General features: G+C 54.5%; 22 protein-coding genes. 3 read left to right on the plus strand and 19 right to left on the minus strand.

What is annotated here, in order from left to right; all coding sequences use genetic code 11:
- Positions 1–80 precede the first annotated feature (80 nt).
- The 4 genes from asd to leuC all read right to left on the minus strand — a co-directional run bounded on the left by asd (position 81) and on the right by leuC (position 4,631).
- Complete coding sequence (gene asd, locus OM794_RS12225) at positions 81–1,193, minus strand: aspartate-semialdehyde dehydrogenase (RefSeq protein WP_211595052.1); 1,113 nt, start codon at positions 1,191–1,193, stop codon at positions 81–83.
- A gap of 220 nt (positions 1,194–1,413) precedes the next feature.
- Positions 1,414–2,493, minus strand: coding sequence for a 3-isopropylmalate dehydrogenase (leuB, locus tag OM794_RS12230; protein WP_226251081.1), 1,080 nt, complete (start codon positions 2,491–2,493; stop codon positions 1,414–1,416).
- Positions 2,494–2,528: 35 nt separating this feature from the next.
- Positions 2,529–3,176, minus strand: a complete 648-nt coding sequence (leuD, locus tag OM794_RS12235; protein ID WP_226251082.1) for a 3-isopropylmalate dehydratase small subunit — start codon at positions 3,174–3,176, stop codon at positions 2,529–2,531.
- A 3-nt stretch (positions 3,177–3,179) separates the two neighbouring features.
- Complete coding sequence (leuC, locus tag OM794_RS12240) at positions 3,180–4,631, minus strand: 3-isopropylmalate dehydratase large subunit (protein WP_226251083.1); 1,452 nt, start codon at positions 4,629–4,631, stop codon at positions 3,180–3,182.
- Positions 4,632–4,790: 159 nt separating this feature from the next.
- On the opposite strand from leuC, the gene OM794_RS12245 reads away from it, so the two are divergent.
- On the plus strand, positions 4,791–5,687 hold the full coding sequence (locus OM794_RS12245) for a LysR family transcriptional regulator (RefSeq protein WP_226251084.1): 897 nt from the start codon (positions 4,791–4,793) through the stop codon (positions 5,685–5,687).
- 521 nt (positions 5,688–6,208) lie between these two features.
- On the opposite strand, the gene OM794_RS12250 is transcribed toward OM794_RS12245, so the two are convergent.
- From OM794_RS12250 to OM794_RS12300, 13 genes are all read right to left on the minus strand, one after another.
- Complete coding sequence (locus OM794_RS12250; protein ID WP_226251500.1) at positions 6,209–7,243, minus strand: IS110 family transposase; 1,035 nt, start codon at positions 7,241–7,243, stop codon at positions 6,209–6,211.
- Between the two features lie 211 nt (positions 7,244–7,454).
- The gene (locus OM794_RS12255; RefSeq protein WP_226251480.1) at positions 7,455–7,874 is read right to left on the minus strand and encodes a GFA family protein; all 420 of its coding nucleotides are present in this window, start codon (positions 7,872–7,874) and stop codon (positions 7,455–7,457) included.
- An 834-nt stretch (positions 7,875–8,708) separates the two neighbouring features.
- Positions 8,709–9,257, minus strand: a complete 549-nt coding sequence (locus OM794_RS12260; RefSeq protein ID WP_226251479.1) for a macro domain-containing protein — start codon at positions 9,255–9,257, stop codon at positions 8,709–8,711.
- A gap of 114 nt (positions 9,258–9,371) precedes the next feature.
- On the minus strand, positions 9,372–9,944 hold the full coding sequence (locus OM794_RS12265; protein WP_226251478.1) for an isochorismatase family protein: 573 nt from the start codon (positions 9,942–9,944) through the stop codon (positions 9,372–9,374).
- Between the two features lie 63 nt (positions 9,945–10,007).
- Entirely contained in the window at positions 10,008–10,382 is a 375-nt protein-coding gene (locus OM794_RS12270) for a VOC family protein (RefSeq protein ID WP_226251477.1), read from the minus strand.
- A 220-nt stretch (positions 10,383–10,602) separates the two neighbouring features.
- The gene (locus OM794_RS12275; RefSeq protein WP_226251476.1) at positions 10,603–11,217 is read right to left on the minus strand and encodes a LysE family translocator; all 615 of its coding nucleotides are present in this window, start codon (positions 11,215–11,217) and stop codon (positions 10,603–10,605) included.
- Between the two features lie 14 nt (positions 11,218–11,231).
- On the minus strand, positions 11,232–11,726 hold the full coding sequence (locus OM794_RS23380; RefSeq protein WP_226251475.1) for a SagB/ThcOx family dehydrogenase: 495 nt from the start codon (positions 11,724–11,726) through the stop codon (positions 11,232–11,234).
- Positions 11,708–11,854 (minus strand): nitroreductase family protein, encoded by a 147-nt coding sequence (locus OM794_RS12280; protein ID WP_226251474.1) that lies wholly within the window; start codon positions 11,852–11,854, stop codon positions 11,708–11,710. The genes OM794_RS23380 and OM794_RS12280 overlap by 19 nt, the downstream gene beginning before the upstream one ends.
- Positions 11,855–12,026: 172 nt before the next feature.
- Positions 12,027–12,380, minus strand: a complete 354-nt coding sequence (locus OM794_RS23385; protein ID WP_226251482.1) for a GFA family protein — start codon at positions 12,378–12,380, stop codon at positions 12,027–12,029.
- 189 nt (positions 12,381–12,569) lie between these two features.
- Entirely contained in the window at positions 12,570–13,094 is a 525-nt protein-coding gene (locus OM794_RS12285; protein ID WP_320442907.1) for a GNAT family N-acetyltransferase, read from the minus strand.
- Positions 13,094–13,840 carry a DUF899 domain-containing protein gene (locus OM794_RS12290; RefSeq protein ID WP_226251472.1) on the minus strand — a complete coding sequence of 249 codons (747 nt, stop codon included), beginning with the start codon at positions 13,838–13,840 and terminating at the stop codon, positions 13,094–13,096. The genes OM794_RS12285 and OM794_RS12290 overlap by 1 nt, the downstream gene beginning before the upstream one ends.
- Positions 13,841–13,993: 153 nt before the next feature.
- A complete protein-coding gene (locus OM794_RS12295) occupies positions 13,994–14,401 on the minus strand; it encodes a VOC family protein (protein WP_088699960.1) in 408 nt (135 codons plus the stop codon).
- Positions 14,402–14,469: 68 nt separating this feature from the next.
- Positions 14,470–15,303, minus strand: a complete 834-nt coding sequence (locus tag OM794_RS12300; RefSeq protein WP_265153763.1) for an aminoglycoside adenylyltransferase family protein — start codon at positions 15,301–15,303, stop codon at positions 14,470–14,472.
- Between the two features lie 178 nt (positions 15,304–15,481).
- Between OM794_RS12300 and OM794_RS12305 the strand changes: the two genes are divergently transcribed.
- Complete coding sequence (locus OM794_RS12305) at positions 15,482–15,619, plus strand: RlmF-related methyltransferase (protein WP_264168028.1); 138 nt, start codon at positions 15,482–15,484, stop codon at positions 15,617–15,619.
- A gap of 134 nt (positions 15,620–15,753) precedes the next feature.
- On the opposite strand, the gene OM794_RS12310 is transcribed toward OM794_RS12305, so the two are convergent.
- Positions 15,754–16,497 carry a sulfite exporter TauE/SafE family protein gene (locus OM794_RS12310; protein ID WP_226251470.1) on the minus strand — a complete coding sequence of 248 codons (744 nt, stop codon included), beginning with the start codon at positions 16,495–16,497 and terminating at the stop codon, positions 15,754–15,756.
- A 51-nt stretch (positions 16,498–16,548) separates the two neighbouring features.
- Complete coding sequence (locus OM794_RS12315; RefSeq protein ID WP_226251469.1) at positions 16,549–16,914, minus strand: winged helix-turn-helix transcriptional regulator; 366 nt, start codon at positions 16,912–16,914, stop codon at positions 16,549–16,551.
- A 93-nt stretch (positions 16,915–17,007) separates the two neighbouring features.
- Here OM794_RS12315 and OM794_RS12320 point away from each other — a divergent pair, with 93 nt between their 5' ends.
- Positions 17,008–17,742: an SDR family NAD(P)-dependent oxidoreductase gene (locus tag OM794_RS12320; RefSeq protein WP_265153764.1), complete on the plus strand. Its 735-nt coding sequence runs from the start codon at positions 17,008–17,010 to the stop codon at positions 17,740–17,742.

The following is a 17,742-nucleotide window of genomic DNA, read 5'->3' on the forward strand; positions in this document are numbered from 1 at the left end:
TGGCTTCATAAAAAACGGGAAGCTGCGAACAGCTCCCCGTTTTCGACTGGCGGACTACAAGACGTACTACAAGCAACAAATTACTGTTCGCGCAGAATCTTCAGCATCCGCTTCAGTGGCTCTGCGGCGCCCCACAGTAACTGGTCACCCACGCTAAAGGCCGAGAGATACTCGCCACCCATTTGCAGCTTACGCAGACGACCAACCGGCACTTGCAGCGTACCAGTGGCAGCGGCAGGCGTTAGGCCAGCGATGGTGGCGTCTTTATCGTTCGGAATCAGCTTGACCCACTCGTTATGCTTGGCGATACGGTCTTCGATCTCATCCAGTGGCACATCATGCTTCAGCTTGATCGTAAACGCCTGGCTGTGCGAGCGCATTGCGCCGATACGCACACATAGGCCATCAATGGGTATCGGGTTATTGTCGAGGCCAAGAATCTTGTTGGTCTCAACGCTGCCCTTCCACTCTTCGCGGCTCTGGCCATTCTCTAACTTGGTATCGATCCACGGTAGCAGACTACCCGCCAGCGGTGCGGCAAAGTTATCGGTCGGGAAGTCACCACTGCGCATGGCCGCGGTTACTTTACGATCGATATCCAGAATCGCGCTGGAGGTATCCTTGAGCTCTTCGCCTACGCTATCGCGCAGTTGGCCCATTTGGTTGAGCAGCTCGCGCATATGCTTAGCGCCAGAGCCTGAAGCCGCCTGATAGGTCATGGAGGTCATCCACTCGACCATATCGGCTTCGAACAGACCGCCCAAGCCCATCAGCATCAGACTCACGGTACAGTTGCCGCCCACAAAGGTTTTGGCGCCTTTAGCTAGCTGGTCGTCAATCACCTTGCGATTGACGGGATCCAGCACGATGGTCGCTTCATCTTCCATACGCAGGGTACTGGCGGCGTCGATCCAGTAGCCTTTCCAGCCTGCGCTGCGAAGATCCTTATAGACCGGCTTGGTGTAATCGCCGCCCTGACAGGTGACGACCACATCCAACGCTTTGAGCGCTTCGATATCAAAGGCATCTTTCAGCGGAGGCACGTCTACACCGATATCGGGGCCGGGCTGGCCAACCTGGGAGGTGGTGAAGAACACTGGCTCAATGCCCTTGAAATCACCATCTTCCTGCATGCGCTGCATCAGCACTGAGCCCACCATGCCGCGCCATCCCACGAAACCGACTTTCAACATATGAAGTCCTCCTGCAAAGAATGAGTGTCTGTATTATACACATTTCTTTACGGTGATTTTGAAGCTGCACTGAGCGGTTAATGATAATGGTTGAACACACAAGGGCGCCGGGGATAGGTCGTAGAGGGGTCATTTGCCATGGATGGCAAATGTAGCGCCCAGGGAGGGGTTCACAGCGCCCCCTCGTAGACCTATCGCCGGAGTAGCCCGACGGCTTCACTCAATGCTTAGCAAACGCCGCTAATACCGCATCGCCCATAGCGTCGGTGCCGATGGTTTGCATTCCTTCTGACGCAATATCCGCGGTGCGCAGACCGTCATCCAGCACGCTACCGACGGCGGCTTCAATACGCTCTGCCATGGCATTCTCGTTCAGCGAGTAGCGTAGCATCATGGCCACCGACAGCATCATCGCCAGGGGGTTAGCTACGTTCTGACCGGCAATATCCGGCGCGCTGCCGTGGCATGGCTCGTACATGCCCTGCCCGCTCTCGTTAAGTGAAGCAGAGGGCAGCATACCGATAGAGCCGGTGAGCATCGCGGCAGCATCGGACAGAATATCGCCAAACATATTGCCAGTGACTACCACGTCAAACTGCTTGGGCGCGCGCACCAGTTGCATGGCGGCGTTATCCACGTACATATGGGAAAGCTCAACGTCCGGATACTCTGGCGCCAAACGCTCCATCACTTCCCGCCACAAAATAGTCACTTCCAGTACGTTGGCTTTATCTACCGAGCAGAGCTTTTTGCCACGCTTCTGGGCCATTTCAAAGGCAACGCGGCCAATGCGCTCAATTTCGCTCTCGGAGTAGATATAGGTATTAAAACCCACCCGCTCGCCGTTGCGCTCTTCAATACCCCGTGGCTGACCGAAGTAGATACCGCCAGTGAGCTCGCGGACAATCATAATATCCAAACCTGCTACCAGCTCAGGCTTAAGACTGGAGGCGCTGGCCAACTGCGGGTAGAGCATTGCCGGACGCAGATTGCCGAACAGGCCTAGATTCTTACGCAGGCCCAGTAGCCCTTTTTCAGGGCGCTTGGAGAGGTCTTCGATTTTGTCCCACTTGGGGCCACCCACCGCACCGAGCAAAATAGCGCTGGCGGCTTTGGCTTTTTCGAGGGTTTCCGCAGGCAGCGGCTCGCCGTGAACATCGTAGGCGGAACCGCCTACCAGCGCTTCTTCTACTTCAATATCCAAACCCGCTTCCTGGCACGCCTTCAACAAACGTGCCGCCTGGGCGGCAATCTCGGGGCCAATACCATCACCCGGCAGCAATAAAACCTTATGAGTCATGCAATTTCCTTAGCATTTAATTATTGGAGACTGGCTTAGGCAGACTGACGGAACAGCCAGGGACGAGCCGCTTTATGCTTCTGCTCAAAGGCACGAATGGCGTCTTCATCTTTTAGCGTCAGGCCGATATCGTCCAACCCCTCCAGCAAGCAGTGCTTGCGGAACTCATCCACTTCAAACTCTAAAATCTCGCCGCTCGGGGTAATGACCCGCTGGCTCTCCAAGTCCACATCCAACTGATAACCTTCGTTGGCTTCCACCTCGGCAAACAGGCGGTCGACCACGTCTTCTGGGAAGGTGATCAGCAAAATACCGTTCTTGAACGAGTTGTTGTAGAAGATATCGGCAAAGCTAGGTGCAATCACCACCTTAAAGCCAAAATCTTCCAGCGCCCAAGGTGCGTGCTCGCGGGAGCTACCGCAGCCAAAGTTGCGCCGCGCCAGCAGCACTTCAGCGCCTTTGAAGCGCGGCTGGTTCAAGACAAAATCAGGATTGAGGGGGCGCTGCGAGCAATCCTGCCCCGGTTGGCCTTCATCCAGGTAACGCAGTTCATCAAACAGATTAACGCCAAAACCGGTGCGCTTGATTGATTTCAAAAACTGCTTCGGGATAATCAAATCGGTATCGACGTTGGCGCGGTCAAGGGGCGCAACCACGCCTTCAAAACGTTCAAATTTCTTCATGGCTTAGGCCTCCTGAGCGTGAGTGGCGTCGTTGGCAGGCAAGCTGCGAACATCAACAAAGTGACCGGCAATCGCTGCTGCCGCTGCCATGGCGGGGCTAACCAAGTGCGTGCGCCCGCCGTAGCCCTGGCGGCCTTCAAAATTGCGGTTAGAAGTAGAGGCACAGTGTTCGCCAGCGCCCAATTTATCCGCGTTCATGGCCAAACACATGGAGCAGCCCGGCTCGCGCCACTCAAAACCTGCTTCAATAAAGATCTTATCCAAGCCTTCCGCTTCCGCTTGGCGCTTCACCAAGCCGGAGCCCGGCACCACCATGGCGAGCTTGATGGAGTCAGCAACTTTTTTGCCCTTGGCTACTTTGGCGGCTTCGCGCAGGTCTTCAATACGTGAGTTAGTGCAGGAGCCGATAAAAATCTTATCCAGCTTAATGTCGGTAATTTTCTGGTTGGGCTGAAGGCCCATATACTCCAGTGCGCGGGTGTGGCTACGCTGCACGGTTTCATCCAGCGCGGCCTGCGGATCAGGCACTTGACCGGAAATACCGGTGACCATTTCCGGGCTGGTGCCCCAGCTCACTTGCGGCTCGATCTCTTCAGCCTGCAAAGTAACCACTTTATCGAACTGCGCATCGTCATCAGAGACCAGATTGCGCCAATCCGCCACGGCGGCTTCCCACTGCTCTGCCGTGGGCGCGAAAGGACGCTTGGCTAAGTAATCAATGGTTGTCTCGTCAACGGCGATCAAACCGACCCGTGCGCCCGCTTCAATGGCCATATTGCACACGGTCATGCGCCCTTCCATAGAGAGCGAGGCAATGGCACTTCCAGCAAACTCAATGGCGTAGCCAGTGCCGCCTGCGGTACCAATCTTGCCGATAATGGCCAACACCACGTCTTTCGCCGTCACACCCAGGCCAAGCTCGCCTTCGACGCGCACCTGCATATTTTTCATTTTTTGCGCCAGCAAGCACTGGGTCGCCATCACGTGCTCGACCTCAGAGGTGCCGATACCGTGGGCCAAAGCACCAAAAGCGCCGTGGGTCGCGGTGTGGGAGTCGCCGCAGACCACGGTCATACCCGGCAGCGTTGCGCCCTGCTCAGGGCCGACTACGTGCACGATGCCCTGACGAGGGTCGTTAATCTTGAACTCTTCGATACCGTATTCCAGACAGTTGTCATCCAGGGTTTGAACCTGAATCAACGACACTGGGTCTTTAATACCGCTGTTGCCCTCGGCACGCTCTTTAAGCGTCGTTGGCACGTTATGGTCAGGCGTGGCCAAATTGGCATCCAAACGCCACGGTTTGCGGTTGGCTAAACGCAGCCCTTCAAACGCCTGGGGCGAGGTCACTTCATGAAGCAACTGGCGGTCGATGTAGATCAACGCAGTGCCGTCATCGCGCTGCTTCACCAAGTGTTGATTCCAAAGCTTGTCGTAAAGGGTTTGGCCTGACATGTAACTCTCCTGGGCAGTGCCCTGCTAGTTCGGTATGGCCGCCTCTATGGGCTGCTTGAATTACTTATGGGGTTAGTGTCACGCGACTCGCACATAAAAGCAATTCATGTTATTCATAGTTTAGATTCCAAACTGGAATAGCTAATTAGGGAGCAGTCCGTGGATACCCAAAGCCTACAAGCCTTTTTGGCCGTGGCGGATACGCAAAGTTTCTCACGGGCGGCAGAACAGCTGCACCTAACCCAGCCCGCGGTAAGCAAGCGTATTGCCACGCTGGAGTCTCAAGTAGGCACACGGCTATTTGATCGCATTGGCCGGCGCATTGCGCTAACCGAAGCCGGTAGCGTGCTGCTACCCCAAGCGCGGCGCATTCTATTTAGCGTGGAAGATAGCCGCCGGGCGCTGGCCAACCTTACGGGCCAGGTAGGCGGCAAGCTGACCCTGGCCACCAGCCACCATATTGGCCTGCACCGCCTACCGCCGCTATTAAAGCAGTACACCCAGCGCCACCCGGAGGTTACGCTAGACCTACACTTTCTGGATTCCGAACAGGCTTACCAGGGCGTTTTGGATGGCACGCTGGAAATGGCCGTGGTAACGCTAGCCCCCCACCCTCATGAGCAATTACAGGTCGTGGAAGTATGGCGTGACCGACTCTGTTTTGTCTGCGCTATCGATCACCCTCTTACCTATCAGACCTCTCAAAGCGTGCTGTCACTGACCGATTTATGCGAATACAACTGCGTAATGCCGGGGGCGAAGACCTTTACAGGATCCCTGATCGCGCAGCGTTTTAGCCAAGCGGGCCTGGAACTGCCAGTGAGCATGGCAACCAACTATTTAGAAACGCTAAAGATGATGTGCAGCGTGGGGTTAGGTTGGAGCCTGCTACCGGAAAAAATGATCGACAGCGAACTGGTTGAGCTAAAAGTAGACACCCTTCCTATTTACCGCCCGCTGGGGTACTTGGTGCATACCAATCGAACGCTCTCGAATGCGGCACGAATGATGATTGAAGAGCTGGAAAATGCGCGGGGTGAGAGCCCTATAAAATAAGCCCGATGTGTTATGCGCACACCCGCTTTGTCGGTTTTCGTAGCGCGTGGTAAGCCTAAGGCGCACCCGCGAGAGCAGCGCGAAGCGGTGCCGGGGTTTAGGCTATTGTGGGCATTGCTGGCTGGTTGCCACTGGGCGTCGTTCCGCCGCCTCCCGCGGGTGCCTCATTCGCTCGTGCCTCGCGAGATTCGTTACCACGCGCTACGGTATGTGCACACATCTGTCTTTGGGGCTTTTCGTAGCGCGTATATGGACTCCTCCTCGCTTGCAAGCACAAAAGGTCATAGCGGCACGGTCGACTGCTAGCGTATATCCGGTCTCGTAAAAGATGCCTAACGTGTGGGCATCGGACCTTAATGGGCTATTCGCACGCCGGGTACCCGCAGGGTAAACGAGCTTTCATGCTCTACGCGCTACACGGTATGGCCCGGCGTCGGTTCGACCAGTTCGCCATCTCTCTTGTGGTGTTGCAATCGGGGTGGTGGGAACACTGGTTAAATGTTTCTGACCACGTCGCCTGCTTACGCCGCGGCAGCCAACTCAGGGTTATACGGCACCTCGTAACGCGTGACGGCCCACGCCATACGCGCTGTCTTGTTGGCTAGCGCCACAATCGCCACGTTACGATGTTTGCGCACGGCAAGATGCTTGATCCACTGACTAAGCCCGTCTTCTTGCCTGACGGCAAAACGCAGCACCGCTCGTGCGCCATGTACCAACAGCTTTCGTAGATAACTGTTGCCACGCTTACTAATCCCCAACAGGCGCTCTCGTCCGCCCGTGCTGTGTTGACGCGGGGTCAGCCCTAACGAGGCGGCAAAGTCGCGTCCTCGCTTGTAAATAGCGCCGTCACCCAGCACACCCGATAAGGCACTGGCGGTGATGGGGCCAATGCCGCGCAGGGTCATTAAGCGTTTGGCGACGGGGTCAGTGTTGGCGTGCGTTTCAATGGCAGACGTTAATTGCGCAACGCGCTCGTCTAAATAACGGAGGTCATCCGCTAAGTCGGCCAGAAGGCAGCGAAAGCGGTCACTGAGCCCATTGGTGGCATCCTCCAGCCAAAGAGGCAGCGCCCGCCGTAACTGCTGGATACCGGTGGGTGCAGTAAACCCATACTCACCGACGAGGCCACGGATTTGATTGGCCTTCGCCGTGCGCTGGCTAATCAGCTCTTCACGGATCCGGTGGGTGGCTTGGCAGTCCTGTTGATCAACGGTTTTTACGGCCACGAAGCGCATCGTAGGACGGCCTAATGCTTCACAAATCGCTTCAGCATCTGCCCGATCATTTTTATTCGTTTTAACGTAAGGCTTCACGAATTGGGCGGCGATCAGCTTGACCTGGTAACCACGCGCTTGAAGTTCACGTGCCCAGTAGTGGGCAGACGCACAGGCTTCCATGCCGATGACAGCCCCTTGGGGCACACGGCGCGAGATAGCTTCCAACCACTTGGCCCGGGAATATTTACCCCGCCATTGAGGCTTCTCATGCCGGTCAACGCCATGTACGTGAAAGACAGACTTTGCGATATCCACACCAACTCGGCTAATGTTCATATGGGCTTCTCCTGACTCTCAAGCTGATAGTTTTCCAACCACCTACCAGTATGGCGCACTGACGCCGGAGTAGGGTGAGGAGGAGTCCATCCCATTGGGTAAGCCTCAGGCGCACCCGCGACGGCGGCCCGGCGCGAAAGCAGCGCGAAGCGGAGCCGGAGTTTGGCGGACGTGCCTCCGGGCGTCGTTACGCTGTCTCCTGAATTGCCCCCTATTCACCAAACTGGGCGAACACTTCTTCGCCGGTCAACTGCTTGGTTTTTTCTGCTAGTGAATAGTAGCGCGGCTTTTGATCGATAAATATTTGCTCGGTTATTTTCCAATCATCCGCGCCATCAAGAAGTCCCACGGGCAACGCATAATGCCCATCCTGCTTTAAGCGATAGAAGAGGTGGGTGCCACACTGCTGGCAGAAACCACGCTCAGCCCACTCCGAGGAACTGAAAGTGGAGATATGTTCTGCGCCTTTAAAGTCCACATCACCGGCAAACTCAACCGCAAACATCGGGCCACCACCCCATTTTCTACACATCGAGCAGTGACAAACGCCGACATGCTTGCTTTTGGTGGCAACAGTAACGCTGACAATTCCGCAAAGACAGGCTCCATGAAGCTGTGTGGTGGATGCCATATTTGTCTCCTTCAGATATTCGTGTTTAACCCTCAAAAGCCAAGATAGCTCAAAATTATCCCCTCAATATTGGCCCCCTGTAATCTGTGAGGACTTTCCGCTATGGGCGCGTGTATCTTGAATCATATGAGTAGATAACATCACGCTTAGCTTTGTCGCCAAGGCACAGCCGCAACGAAGATGCCCTATCTCTGTTGGTGCGTCTCACGTTAGCGGCCAATAATCATCTGAAGCCTACTGACAACTAGGCGTACGATCAGCTTCAAAGGAAATGACTTATAGGCAGGCGGATCAGTTGGAAGAGTGCTGGGATGCTTGAGAAATTTGGTGGCGATACGCGACTGGAGAGCCGGTGCTTCGTCTACAAACCGTTGGCGATACAACGAGATCCAGTGCTGCGAATTTTCGAACGTAACAAAAAGAGGCGAATTGCAGCACGTTGCCACCATGCGTCTCGTAGGCGAGTTCTCACGAAATGTATAAGGACGTAGAAGCCCCTGACCGTGCACTACGGCGTATCGATCATTACGATAAAGCACATAGTGGGTTCCCAAGAATGAGTCCATGATGGGCTCCGGCGGAAAAAGCTTTGCAAGCTCATCAGCCGCAAATTGGCAATCATCACAATGACACACAGTGCAATAGATTGGCGCTCCCTTAAGCTCAACGGCAACTTGGCCACATGAACACTCGACTAAAGATTGTTCAACAGGCATCCGATTACCTCCAAGTGGCCACTAGCGACTAGGCTCGCCAACGGCAAGAAAGCGCTTGCTAACAAATAACCAATCGCTGCAGATGGTTATGCAACTCTTGCCCCAAAATATACCGAAACTAGGATTCTACAGGATCAATGGTCAAGCGTTGAGCCAGTGCTTCTTGCAGCGTTTGCCGAGCCGCTTCGTTGAACAGTACAAAGCGGATCAGATGTACTTTATTCAAGCTGGGCAGCATGGCTTCAAGGGTAGCCGCGCACACTTGAGCGGCTTCTTCCGCTGGGTAGCCGAAGGCGCCAGTAGAGAGTGCCGGAAAGGCCAGCCGCTCAATACCTTTTTCATCGGCAAGTTTCAGCGCGTTGCGGTAGCAGTCCGCCAGCAGTTTCTCCTCCGGCTTGTCGACGCCATACACCGGCCCCAGGCAGTGAATCACCCAGCGATTGGGCAGGTTATGGCCGCCGGTGAGTACCGCTTGGCCCGGGCCGATGGGCGCCATAGGCCGCCCCTCTTCTGCTAAGCCTGGCCCGGCAGCGCGATGAAGCGCTCCGGCGACGCCGCCACCGGTTCGCAATTGCGCATTGGCAGCATTAACCACTGCATCCACATCGGACTGTTGGGCAATATCGCCCACTACACACTGCACGCGAATTCTGCTGTGGTCGCTCATAAGCTCCTCCCTCTATTACCCACATCGTGTCACGCCCGCTGGCGAATACCTTCTTTTACAGCGGCAAATATCGAAAGTGCAGACGGAACAAAGTGCTTCCGTTCAACCTACCGTTCATGCGCTGTCTTCGATAATCGCCCCAGCTTTACGCATCTCGTCCATCACGGCGCCCAATTGCGCCGGGTTCACTGCGCGGGTGGCATCGGCGATTAAGTGGGTTTCAAAGCCAAATTTGCAGGCGTCTAGCACGGTAGCCTTAACGCAAACATCGCAGGCCAGCCCTCCAATCCAAACCCGCTTGATCCCCCGGCTCTCAAGAAAGCCCTGAAGGCCGGTGCCATCAAAAGCGGAGTAGGCGTCACGATCAAACGCGGTACCCTTGCTAACGCGCACGGTATCCGGCGGCAATTGTAGATCTGGATGAAAGGCGGCTCCCTCTGTGTCCTGAAGGCAGTGCTCTGGCCAGGGCCCACCTTGGGACTCAAAGGAGCAGTGTGCCACCGGGTGCCAGTCCCGGGAAGCAATGGTCAGTGCGCCCTGCCGAGCGGCCCTAGCCAGCCAATCGTTGAGCACCGGCACTACCGCACCGCCACCTTCAATGCCCAGCGCCCCGCCGGGGCAGAAATCGTTCTGCACATCCACGGCGATTACTGCATCTTGTGAGCAAAGTGTTTCCGAAGCCCCCATAAACATCTCCTGCTTGTTTGTCGACGTTGCAACACCGTTACTGACATCATAGCGCCACAGGCATCAGTCACCCAGCGAGAGCTCTTGACCAAACATGATTCGATGCCCCTCAGGCGTTGCTACACCAAACTCACGTAGCCCCCAAGGCTTATCCGCTATTGCCTGAAAAATCTCGGCGCCCCGCTGCTGATAATCACGGTGGAGCTCATCTATGCCCACGCAGTTTACATATGCGAAGTACGAATGTTCGTGTGTATCACGGGCGGGAAGTTCATCCGGGCAGTGCCCCAGCATAACGTGGAAACCACCAAGGCTAAGGAACGACCAACCATTCACACGGAAACGTAGCGAGAAGCCAAGTTTGTCGAGAAAGTAGCTCTCAGTCTTCTCGAGGTCGTTAACTGCCAGCACATGTTGAGTTGCTTTTACCTCAAACATAGATGGCTCCTTCCTCGTGGATGCTCACTCATAACGCCCCTGTTAAAGCCTGGTCAGCCAGTAATATGGGCGTCGCCACTCATGGGCAACAGCAAGAACCTGGACCTCCAGGTTGCTCTCGGTAGACGATGGATAGTGAAAATTGATGAAAGGAAGCATAGCACTGAATTAAGTCGCGTCGCGTCGCGTTGCGATGTGGGTTTAAATGAGTGGTTAGGCCTTACCGCTCAGTCAGCGCGAGCTGTACACCTAGCCCCGCGAACGCTGCCGCGAAGCTCTTGCGCAACCAACCCTGGATCTTGGGTGAGTCAATGACAGCTGCTCTAAACGCATGGGCAAGCTGCCCGTAGATGACGAAGACAACAAAGGTCATCGCCATGAAAATGGCGCTCAGTCCGAGCAATTGCCCTAGTGATGATTGGACGTCAGTTGCCACGAACTGCGGCAAGAAGGCTAAGAAGAAAATGGTCAGCTTGGGGTTAAGGATATTCAGCAGAAACGCCTTACTCATCAGCGAAACGGCATCGCCCTTTCGCCTCATCTCATGAACAGAGAAAGCGCTTCGATCACGCCAAGTAACGACGGCAAGGTAAAGAAGATATGCGACACCCGCATACTTGAGCACCTGGAATGCTATCGCGCTCGTATGCATGATGGCCGCCAGGCCCAGAACAGTAGCCAACAGGTGAGGCACAATACCAAGTGTGCAACCGATAGCAGCATAGAGGCTTGCCAGACGCCCATGCATTAAGCCAATGGAAACGGTAAAGATAACACCTGTGCCTGGGATCAGTACGACAACCAATGAGGTAAGCAAGAATTCAGCAGAGAACATAAATGACGACTCCTCTATAGGGAATGCCGCTGCCCGATGCACAGCAGCGCAGAAGGTTCCAACTCAGAAGGCAATCTCAATACTTCCTTCACCCTTGAATCATCGAACCCTGCCACTAAAACACAACCCACTCCGAGAGCCGTACTCTGAAGATGAACATTTTGTGCTAGAGCCCCCGTTTCCATATAGACATATCGAGCGCCGCGCTCTCCCTGGGGTGGCTGAGCTTCAAAGTGCTGAACTGCTTCGCCAAGTTTCGCGGTAACCGCGATGACGAGAGCCGCTTCTTTCAACCATGGTTGATCGCCAATTCCTAGCGATTGCACAGCCCCATCAGAAATACGATCACCAATTAAATTTAACGAATGACCATGAGTCTGATACTCATAGAGGCCGGGCTCAAGTTCCGATACCCGCTGCACTAAAATTTTAAGGCGCAGTGGATATAACCCACCTGCCGATGGCGTGGCTCTTTTTTCATTCGGCCCTGTTAAACCTGGGCCGACCAAAGCAACTGAGACAAAACACCTATAGGTAGCGGTGCATTCGTGTACTCCCTTACGCTGCGCCGATCCGCAATACTGCCAACCAATGACTGAGAGTCTTGCTGTTCTGGAGCAGGTAAATCGAAGGTCATGCGTTTACTCCCTATGTATAACAGTGATCATGTGATCGCTAATCGACCACAAACCATTTAGTTCCTCGCTCCGTCGACGAACGATGAAGCTCGGCATTGTCGGCAACTTGAGAGCTCGAACCAGGCGTAAGAACGTAGCAACACGTAATGACGGTCATCGTGCTGCCGTTGGCTAGAGTGGGTCGGGCGAACCAATATAGTTTTCTATGTAAATTGGTTTATCATCCTCAATTACTACCCATGAAGGCTTCTCACAGACCCACATATGACCCGTTACCTCAACTTGAGGATATCCATCCAGCAGCCCGGTTCTAACGCGGAGAAACTCTGTTTCATTATTGGTAGTGACGTAAATAGGACTGAAGCAATTGGAACAGTAGAAGCGCTGCTTTCCCGGGCGTGACTCATAGGACACCAATTGCTTTGCTCCTGATGTAATGGTGAACTTATCGCGTGCAACTCGGACTACGGACGAATAGTCTGAGCCAGAAAGCTTTCGGCAGGTCTCGCAATAGCATCGCCTCACCGAAAGCCGGGGCCGATCAATGGTGAAACAAACCGATTTGCAGTGACAGCTTCCAGTGATCAAGTGTTCGATCTCCCTTGGCCTCTAACGTGTGAGTGATCGGAATAGTGGTTCAGAACGACGGCTGGTGCATAATGAAGCGAAGACCCAGACGACGGCATGCGCCACTATTTTCAGTATAAAGAATGGTTAAGTCGGGCTTCGTTCGCAACTTTTAAGCCGGTACGATCGAAACGAAGTGCCATGTAAGACTCTATTGCCTGCGCACCGCATGCCAACTTTCTCTGCTACTCGAATTGAGGGAAAATTCATGGGATTAATGTCCGCGACGACCTCCGTTAAGTAAACACTGTCAAAGGCGTGTTCCACAACGGCGGCTGCCGCTTCGGTAGCGAATCCCTGCCCCCAACTTGCACGAGTAAAGCGCCATCCGATTTCGACTTCGTCGCGTACGGCCTCATAGGGAATCAAAAGTATCCAGCCTAAAAAGTCGCTGGCATCATGTTTGCGCACAGACCAGTAGCCAAGGCCCGGTGGATATCGCTGGCCCATTCTATCCAGAACAAAAGCCCTGTGTTGATCCAGATCATGCCATGGCCCGGATACGTACCGGGTTACTTCTGGATCTCGATCCATCGCCAAGCATGCTTCCAGATCCTCAGCTGACCTTGGCGTCATGACTAATCTGCTTGTCGTCAGAATTGGCTGCATCATCAGTATGAGTGACAACTCACGCTTGCCGGACTCGCATCATACTCATCGTGGCGACGAACCCAGTCCATGATTTCCTTCTCGTTGCGGCCCTTCGGCGTAATGTCGAGATAAACGAAGGCGCCAATAACCTCCTCATTGCCACGGGCGTAGCTGGAGTAAGTGTGGAATACTGCCCCGCTTTCGTCCCGGTAGAAAACGCTAAGGCCGGGCAGTTCTTCGCTGAAGTATTTTGGATCCTCGATAGCTTGGTAGTTGTAGTAGAGCCGACCAGCCTCAAGATCCTCCCGAGCGAAAGAGACCTGAAAGTCAAAATTGAAATCGCAGCCCTGGGAGGACGCCCAGTTGGCTGTCCAGCCCATGCGCTTCCGGTAGGCTTGCAGCTTTTCCAGCGGCGCGCGGGATACACGAACGTAACTGACATCGTGATTGGCGAGGTGGACGATGGCCCCCTCAGCATGATCCGCCTCCAGCGAGCAGCTCGGACAGCCCGCATTCCAGTCAGGGCCGAACATGAAATGGTGAATAATCAGTTGACTGTTTGTGCCAAATAGCTCGGCAAGCGTCTTCTTCCCTTCCAGCGTGTCGAAAACGTATTCCTTCTCTATCTTGACCCATGGCAGATCGCGCCGCTCACGGGCGACCAGGTCGCGCATACGCGTGAGCGCCTTCTCGTTCTTTAGGTGGGCTTTGCGTGCCTGAAGCCACTCCTCTTTGGATACAACTCTCGGTGATTCAATCTGACTCATGACGGACTACCTCGCGTAAATTCAGCGTTGCTCCGGCTTGCAGCACCGGAATAATGCGTTTTGCATAGAGTAGTCGTTCGCCACTGACCAAAATCGACAACACCGCCGCAATTAATGACGATGCGCTTGGTGAAGTATTAATGCATCGCGGCCCTAGTTCGAAAGATTGAGCTGCCAGGAAACGCCATACCTATCCTTTAACCACCCAAACTGTTCACTGAAACCGTAGTTATCCAAAGGCATTAGTTCAGCGCCATCCTCAACTAGGGCATGAAAAGCCTTTTCAATTTCGCTCGTTGATTCACACTCAACATACAACGACATCGATGGCGTGAAAGTAAATTGGTGATCAAGGTGGCTATCTAGCGCCAGAAACTCAGTACCGTTTATCGTAAATCGAGCCATCTTGGTGGAACCCTCTGGTTCATTCTCACCCGCTTGGTAGCGCTGAATATCGAGGATCTCTGAACCAGGAAATAGTGAGGTATAGAACCTGATTGCCTCTTCGGCCTTCCCGGCTTGCTCGCCGACAAACATTAGCGAGGTCGTAATGGACTTCATGTATGCCTCCGTTCCAATTGATACGTATAACGCTGGTTTAGCGCCCTTGTAATGGAGTCGAAGCCACATTAGGAGGGCAGCAAAAGTTTTCCCCTGTGACTGTGGTTGTTAGGGCTTCTCCCGCCGCTATGCATCAAGGCACGCCTCAATCTTTTTTTCATATACGAGACAAGCGCTTCGAAGTCCTGACGACTCTTTTCCCACTGGTCTTCAATCTTGCCGAGGTAACCTTCACGAGCGTACTGTAACAGCACTGCGTGATCAGGAGGCGCTTGCTTTTCCGCCCACTGCGCCGCTATATCCTTTGGGGCGATATCACCAGTTGCAGCGGTAAGCCACATACGGGACAAGGTTAGAACCACGTTACGCTCATCACCAGTTGCCTCCACCAGGAGATTGGGTAATGAGTCACGAATTGCCATTCGGATATCAGTCAGTGGCACAGGCTCGAAAAGGCTAGCAGCATCAGTTCCATACAGCGGCAGACTGTTATCAATTACCTTTTTCAGAACAATCGCAAGATCAGGGTCGCGGACTGGCTCCGGGACGTTTCCGGCCTCGAATTCCTCTCGCAACCACTCACCGTATACAAACTCAGCCCGCGGAGGAAACTGCCAAGGGACAACATCAGAGACCGTTATCACCGTAAGCTCTATCGGCCTTTTGGCCTGTGAATTCCCAATCACGCCAGATACGCTCATCAATTGAGCAACCAAGGTCTTCCTTTGCATAAAAGTAGGCGGATTAGAGGTTGCAACCAGGATATCTACATCGCTGTTAGGCTTTAAACCACCAACAACGGCAGAGCCGAAAAGATAAATGCCGACGATTGAATCACCAAGCACATCTTCAATGATTGACTGTGCCTGCGTTGCTTCATCTGGTATCTCTGGGTTTACCATATTTCAGGGAGTTCCTCTCGCCACCCTCGAACTGCTGAGTAAGCTCAACACAGCCATTAAGGTTATAATCACTGGCTAAGCCAACCCCACTCTATTACTGAATGCCAAACCTCAGGCCAACTACTGTGAACACCCTCCATCAACTAAAAATAGCCGAGCCAAGCCTGTTCGCAAAGGTCTGCACCCAAAGAATCTACACAGCCAAGGCTATGACTTCACAGCGCTCGTAAAGAGCAACCCAGCGCTAGCCCCCTACGTGAAGCCGAACGCTTATGGCGAACTCTCCATCGATTTTAGAGATGAAACAGGGAAATAAGATCACGCGGATATTGGCCTGGACATTTATGTGAGCCGTTACCGAGATGGCGCATGATTATGGAAGCCTACCGTGACGCTGTGGGCGCTAGCTCAGGAATAGGCAGCCATGCCGCCACGAAGGCGCTACCCGCCCTACGCCAGAGCAGTTTTGCTAACCAACACGACACCGAAGGCGATCAGCATCAGCAACACTACCTTGCGGAAGGTGTCGGCATCCATCCTCTGGCGCACGATACCGCCGACCTTGGTGCCGACGTACACGGGTATCAGCCCCAGCAACGAGATCCAGATCGTTTCGGCCGTCATGAGCCCCAACTTCGCTAGGCCCACGGCCATGATCAGGCTCGAAAGGGTAAAGGAGATGTTGATCGCCTGGATAAACCGTTTGGGATCGAGTTGAAGCGCCAGCAGGAAAGGCAAGACCGGCATGACTTGCGATCCGGTCATGCCATTCACCACACCGGTAAGAAAGCCGGAAACCGGCGCAAGTTTGCGGCCCAGGCTCTCCGACATCGGTTGGCCAGGGCGAAACAGCGTGAAAGCGCCGTAGCCGATAAGCACCAGGCCCAGTATCGCGCCAGCGACCAGGCTATCGATCAGATCCAGTACGGTGAGGCCGATCAGCAGGCCGGGAATGGTGGCGAGAAACATCGGCCAGAAGCGCCGCACCGTCTCTCCAAAGTGCCCTGCCTGCATCATCACGATGGCGTTACTCACCAGCGAGGGAATGATGACCAGCGGCATGGCGGATTTGAGGCCCAGCCCAAGCGCTAAGATGGGTAGCGCGGATGTTGAGAACCCCAAACCGGTCGCCCCTTTGACGAAGGCAGCCACAAGATAGGCACAGGCGATGATCAGAATCGTCTCGAAATTCACGGTGCATCCATACGGTAACTCTCACAGATTGGTCTTAGGTCGGCTCGCTTCCTACCGGCAGGTTTTCCGGCGATCCATCGCCGCGGCAATGTCCTTTTCATGCTCTTCTCCCCAGCCGCAAAGTGGCTCCATGGCCTGCACCAGACTTACCCCAAAGGGCGTCAGCGAGTAGTCGACGCGCAGCGGAATCTCGCCATAGTCGGTGCGCTGGACGATGCCGTCGGACTCCAGCTCCTTCAACTGCTGGATCAACATTTTGTCGCTCACGCCTCGGACGCTTCGCTTGAGCTCGCCGTAACGCATCGGGCCCTTGCTTAAAAAGAACAGAATCAATGGCTTCCACTTGCCGGAGATCACGTGCAGCGTCGCATGCAGGCCACAAATGAAACGTGGGTTTTCAGAGTTTACTTTCGCCATAAAGGTACTTACCAAAAGGTGCATACTTGAACATTTGTAAGTGGTTTATATATTGTGAAAGCGCATCGAGTCAACACACACGGAGACCCAACCATGAATCGACTAAACGGTAAAATTGCACTAATCACTGGCGGAGCCAGCGGCATCGGCCTGGCCTCGGCCCAACGCCTCATCGACGAAGGCGCCTTCGTCTTCATGGTCGGACGGCGCCAGGAGGCCCTCGACAACGCAGCTGAGGCATTGGGATCCAACGCCCGGGGCATCCAGGCGGATGTAACGAAGCCGGAGGATCTCGAACGCGTATTCGATACAGTCCAGAAAGAGAAAGGACGCCTGGACGTACTGGTGGCCAACGCGGGCGTCGGCGAATTCGCTAGCCTGGGAGAGATCACTGAGGAGCACTACGACTACATCTTCGACATCAACGTCAAAGGCACCCTCTTCACCGTCCAGAAGGCCCTCCCCCTGATGACGAACGGCGGCTCCATCATCCTCACCGGTTCCACGGTCGGCAGCATGGGCACCCCCGCGATGAGTATCTACAGCGCCTCCAAGGCGGCCGTCCGAAATCTGGTGCGCAGTTGGGCCTATGATCTCAGGGGCACCGGCATCCGCGTGAACGTCATGTCTCCTGGCCCGACCAAAACAGACAAGTTGATCGAATTGCTCCCATCCGACGCCCTGAGCGAGATGAAACGGAGCGTACCCCTTGAGCGTCTGGGCGATCCCCAAGAAACCGCAGGCGCGGTGGCGTTCCTGGCGTCCGACGATAGCAGCTTTATGACAGGGAGCGAGGTATTCGTTGACGGGGGCTACGCGCAGGTTTAA

Origin of the sequence: Halomonas sp. BDJS001 (genome assembly GCF_026104355.1) — a bacterium.
In the GTDB taxonomy this organism is placed as follows: Bacteria; Pseudomonadota; Gammaproteobacteria; order Pseudomonadales; family Halomonadaceae; genus Vreelandella.

Bases quoted from the DNA above. Each gene is read 5' to 3' on its own strand.
- OM794_RS12315 (WP_226251469.1), bottom strand. From the start codon at position 16,914: ATGGCGAAAGTAAACTCTGAAAACCCACGTTTCATTTGTGGCCTGCAT.
- OM794_RS12295 (WP_088699960.1), bottom strand. From the start codon at position 14,401: ATGAAGTCCATTACGACCTCGCTAATGTTTGTCGGCGAGCAAGCCGGG.
- leuB (WP_226251081.1), bottom strand. From the start codon at position 2,493: ATGACTCATAAGGTTTTATTGCTGCCGGGTGATGGTATTGGCCCCGAG.
- OM794_RS12275 (WP_226251476.1), bottom strand. From the start codon at position 11,217: ATGTTCTCTGCTGAATTCTTGCTTACCTCATTGGTTGTCGTACTGATC.
- OM794_RS12280 (WP_226251474.1), bottom strand. From the start codon at position 11,854: ATGACCTTCGATTTACCTGCTCCAGAACAGCAAGACTCTCAGTCATTG.
- leuD (WP_226251082.1), bottom strand. From the start codon at position 3,176: ATGAAGAAATTTGAACGTTTTGAAGGCGTGGTTGCGCCCCTTGACCGC.
- OM794_RS12320 (WP_265153764.1), top strand. From the start codon at position 17,008: ATGAATCGACTAAACGGTAAAATTGCACTAATCACTGGCGGAGCCAGC.
- OM794_RS12270 (WP_226251477.1), bottom strand. From the start codon at position 10,382: ATGTTTGAGGTAAAAGCAACTCAACATGTGCTGGCAGTTAACGACCTC.
- OM794_RS12260 (WP_226251479.1), bottom strand. From the start codon at position 9,257: ATGAGCGACCACAGCAGAATTCGCGTGCAGTGTGTAGTGGGCGATATT.
- leuC (WP_226251083.1), bottom strand. From the start codon at position 4,631: ATGTCAGGCCAAACCCTTTACGACAAGCTTTGGAATCAACACTTGGTG.
- OM794_RS12290 (WP_226251472.1), bottom strand. From the start codon at position 13,840: ATGAGTCAGATTGAATCACCGAGAGTTGTATCCAAAGAGGAGTGGCTT.
- OM794_RS12250 (WP_226251500.1), bottom strand. From the start codon at position 7,243: ATGAACATTAGCCGAGTTGGTGTGGATATCGCAAAGTCTGTCTTTCAC.
- OM794_RS12285 (WP_320442907.1), bottom strand. From the start codon at position 13,094: ATGATGCAGCCAATTCTGACGACAAGCAGATTAGTCATGACGCCAAGG.
- asd (WP_211595052.1), bottom strand. From the start codon at position 1,193: ATGTTGAAAGTCGGTTTCGTGGGATGGCGCGGCATGGTGGGCTCAGTG.
- OM794_RS12255 (WP_226251480.1), bottom strand. From the start codon at position 7,874: ATGGCATCCACCACACAGCTTCATGGAGCCTGTCTTTGCGGAATTGTC.
- OM794_RS12265 (WP_226251478.1), bottom strand. From the start codon at position 9,944: ATGGGGGCTTCGGAAACACTTTGCTCACAAGATGCAGTAATCGCCGTG.
- OM794_RS12300 (WP_265153763.1), bottom strand. From the start codon at position 15,303: ATGGTAAACCCAGAGATACCAGATGAAGCAACGCAGGCACAGTCAATC.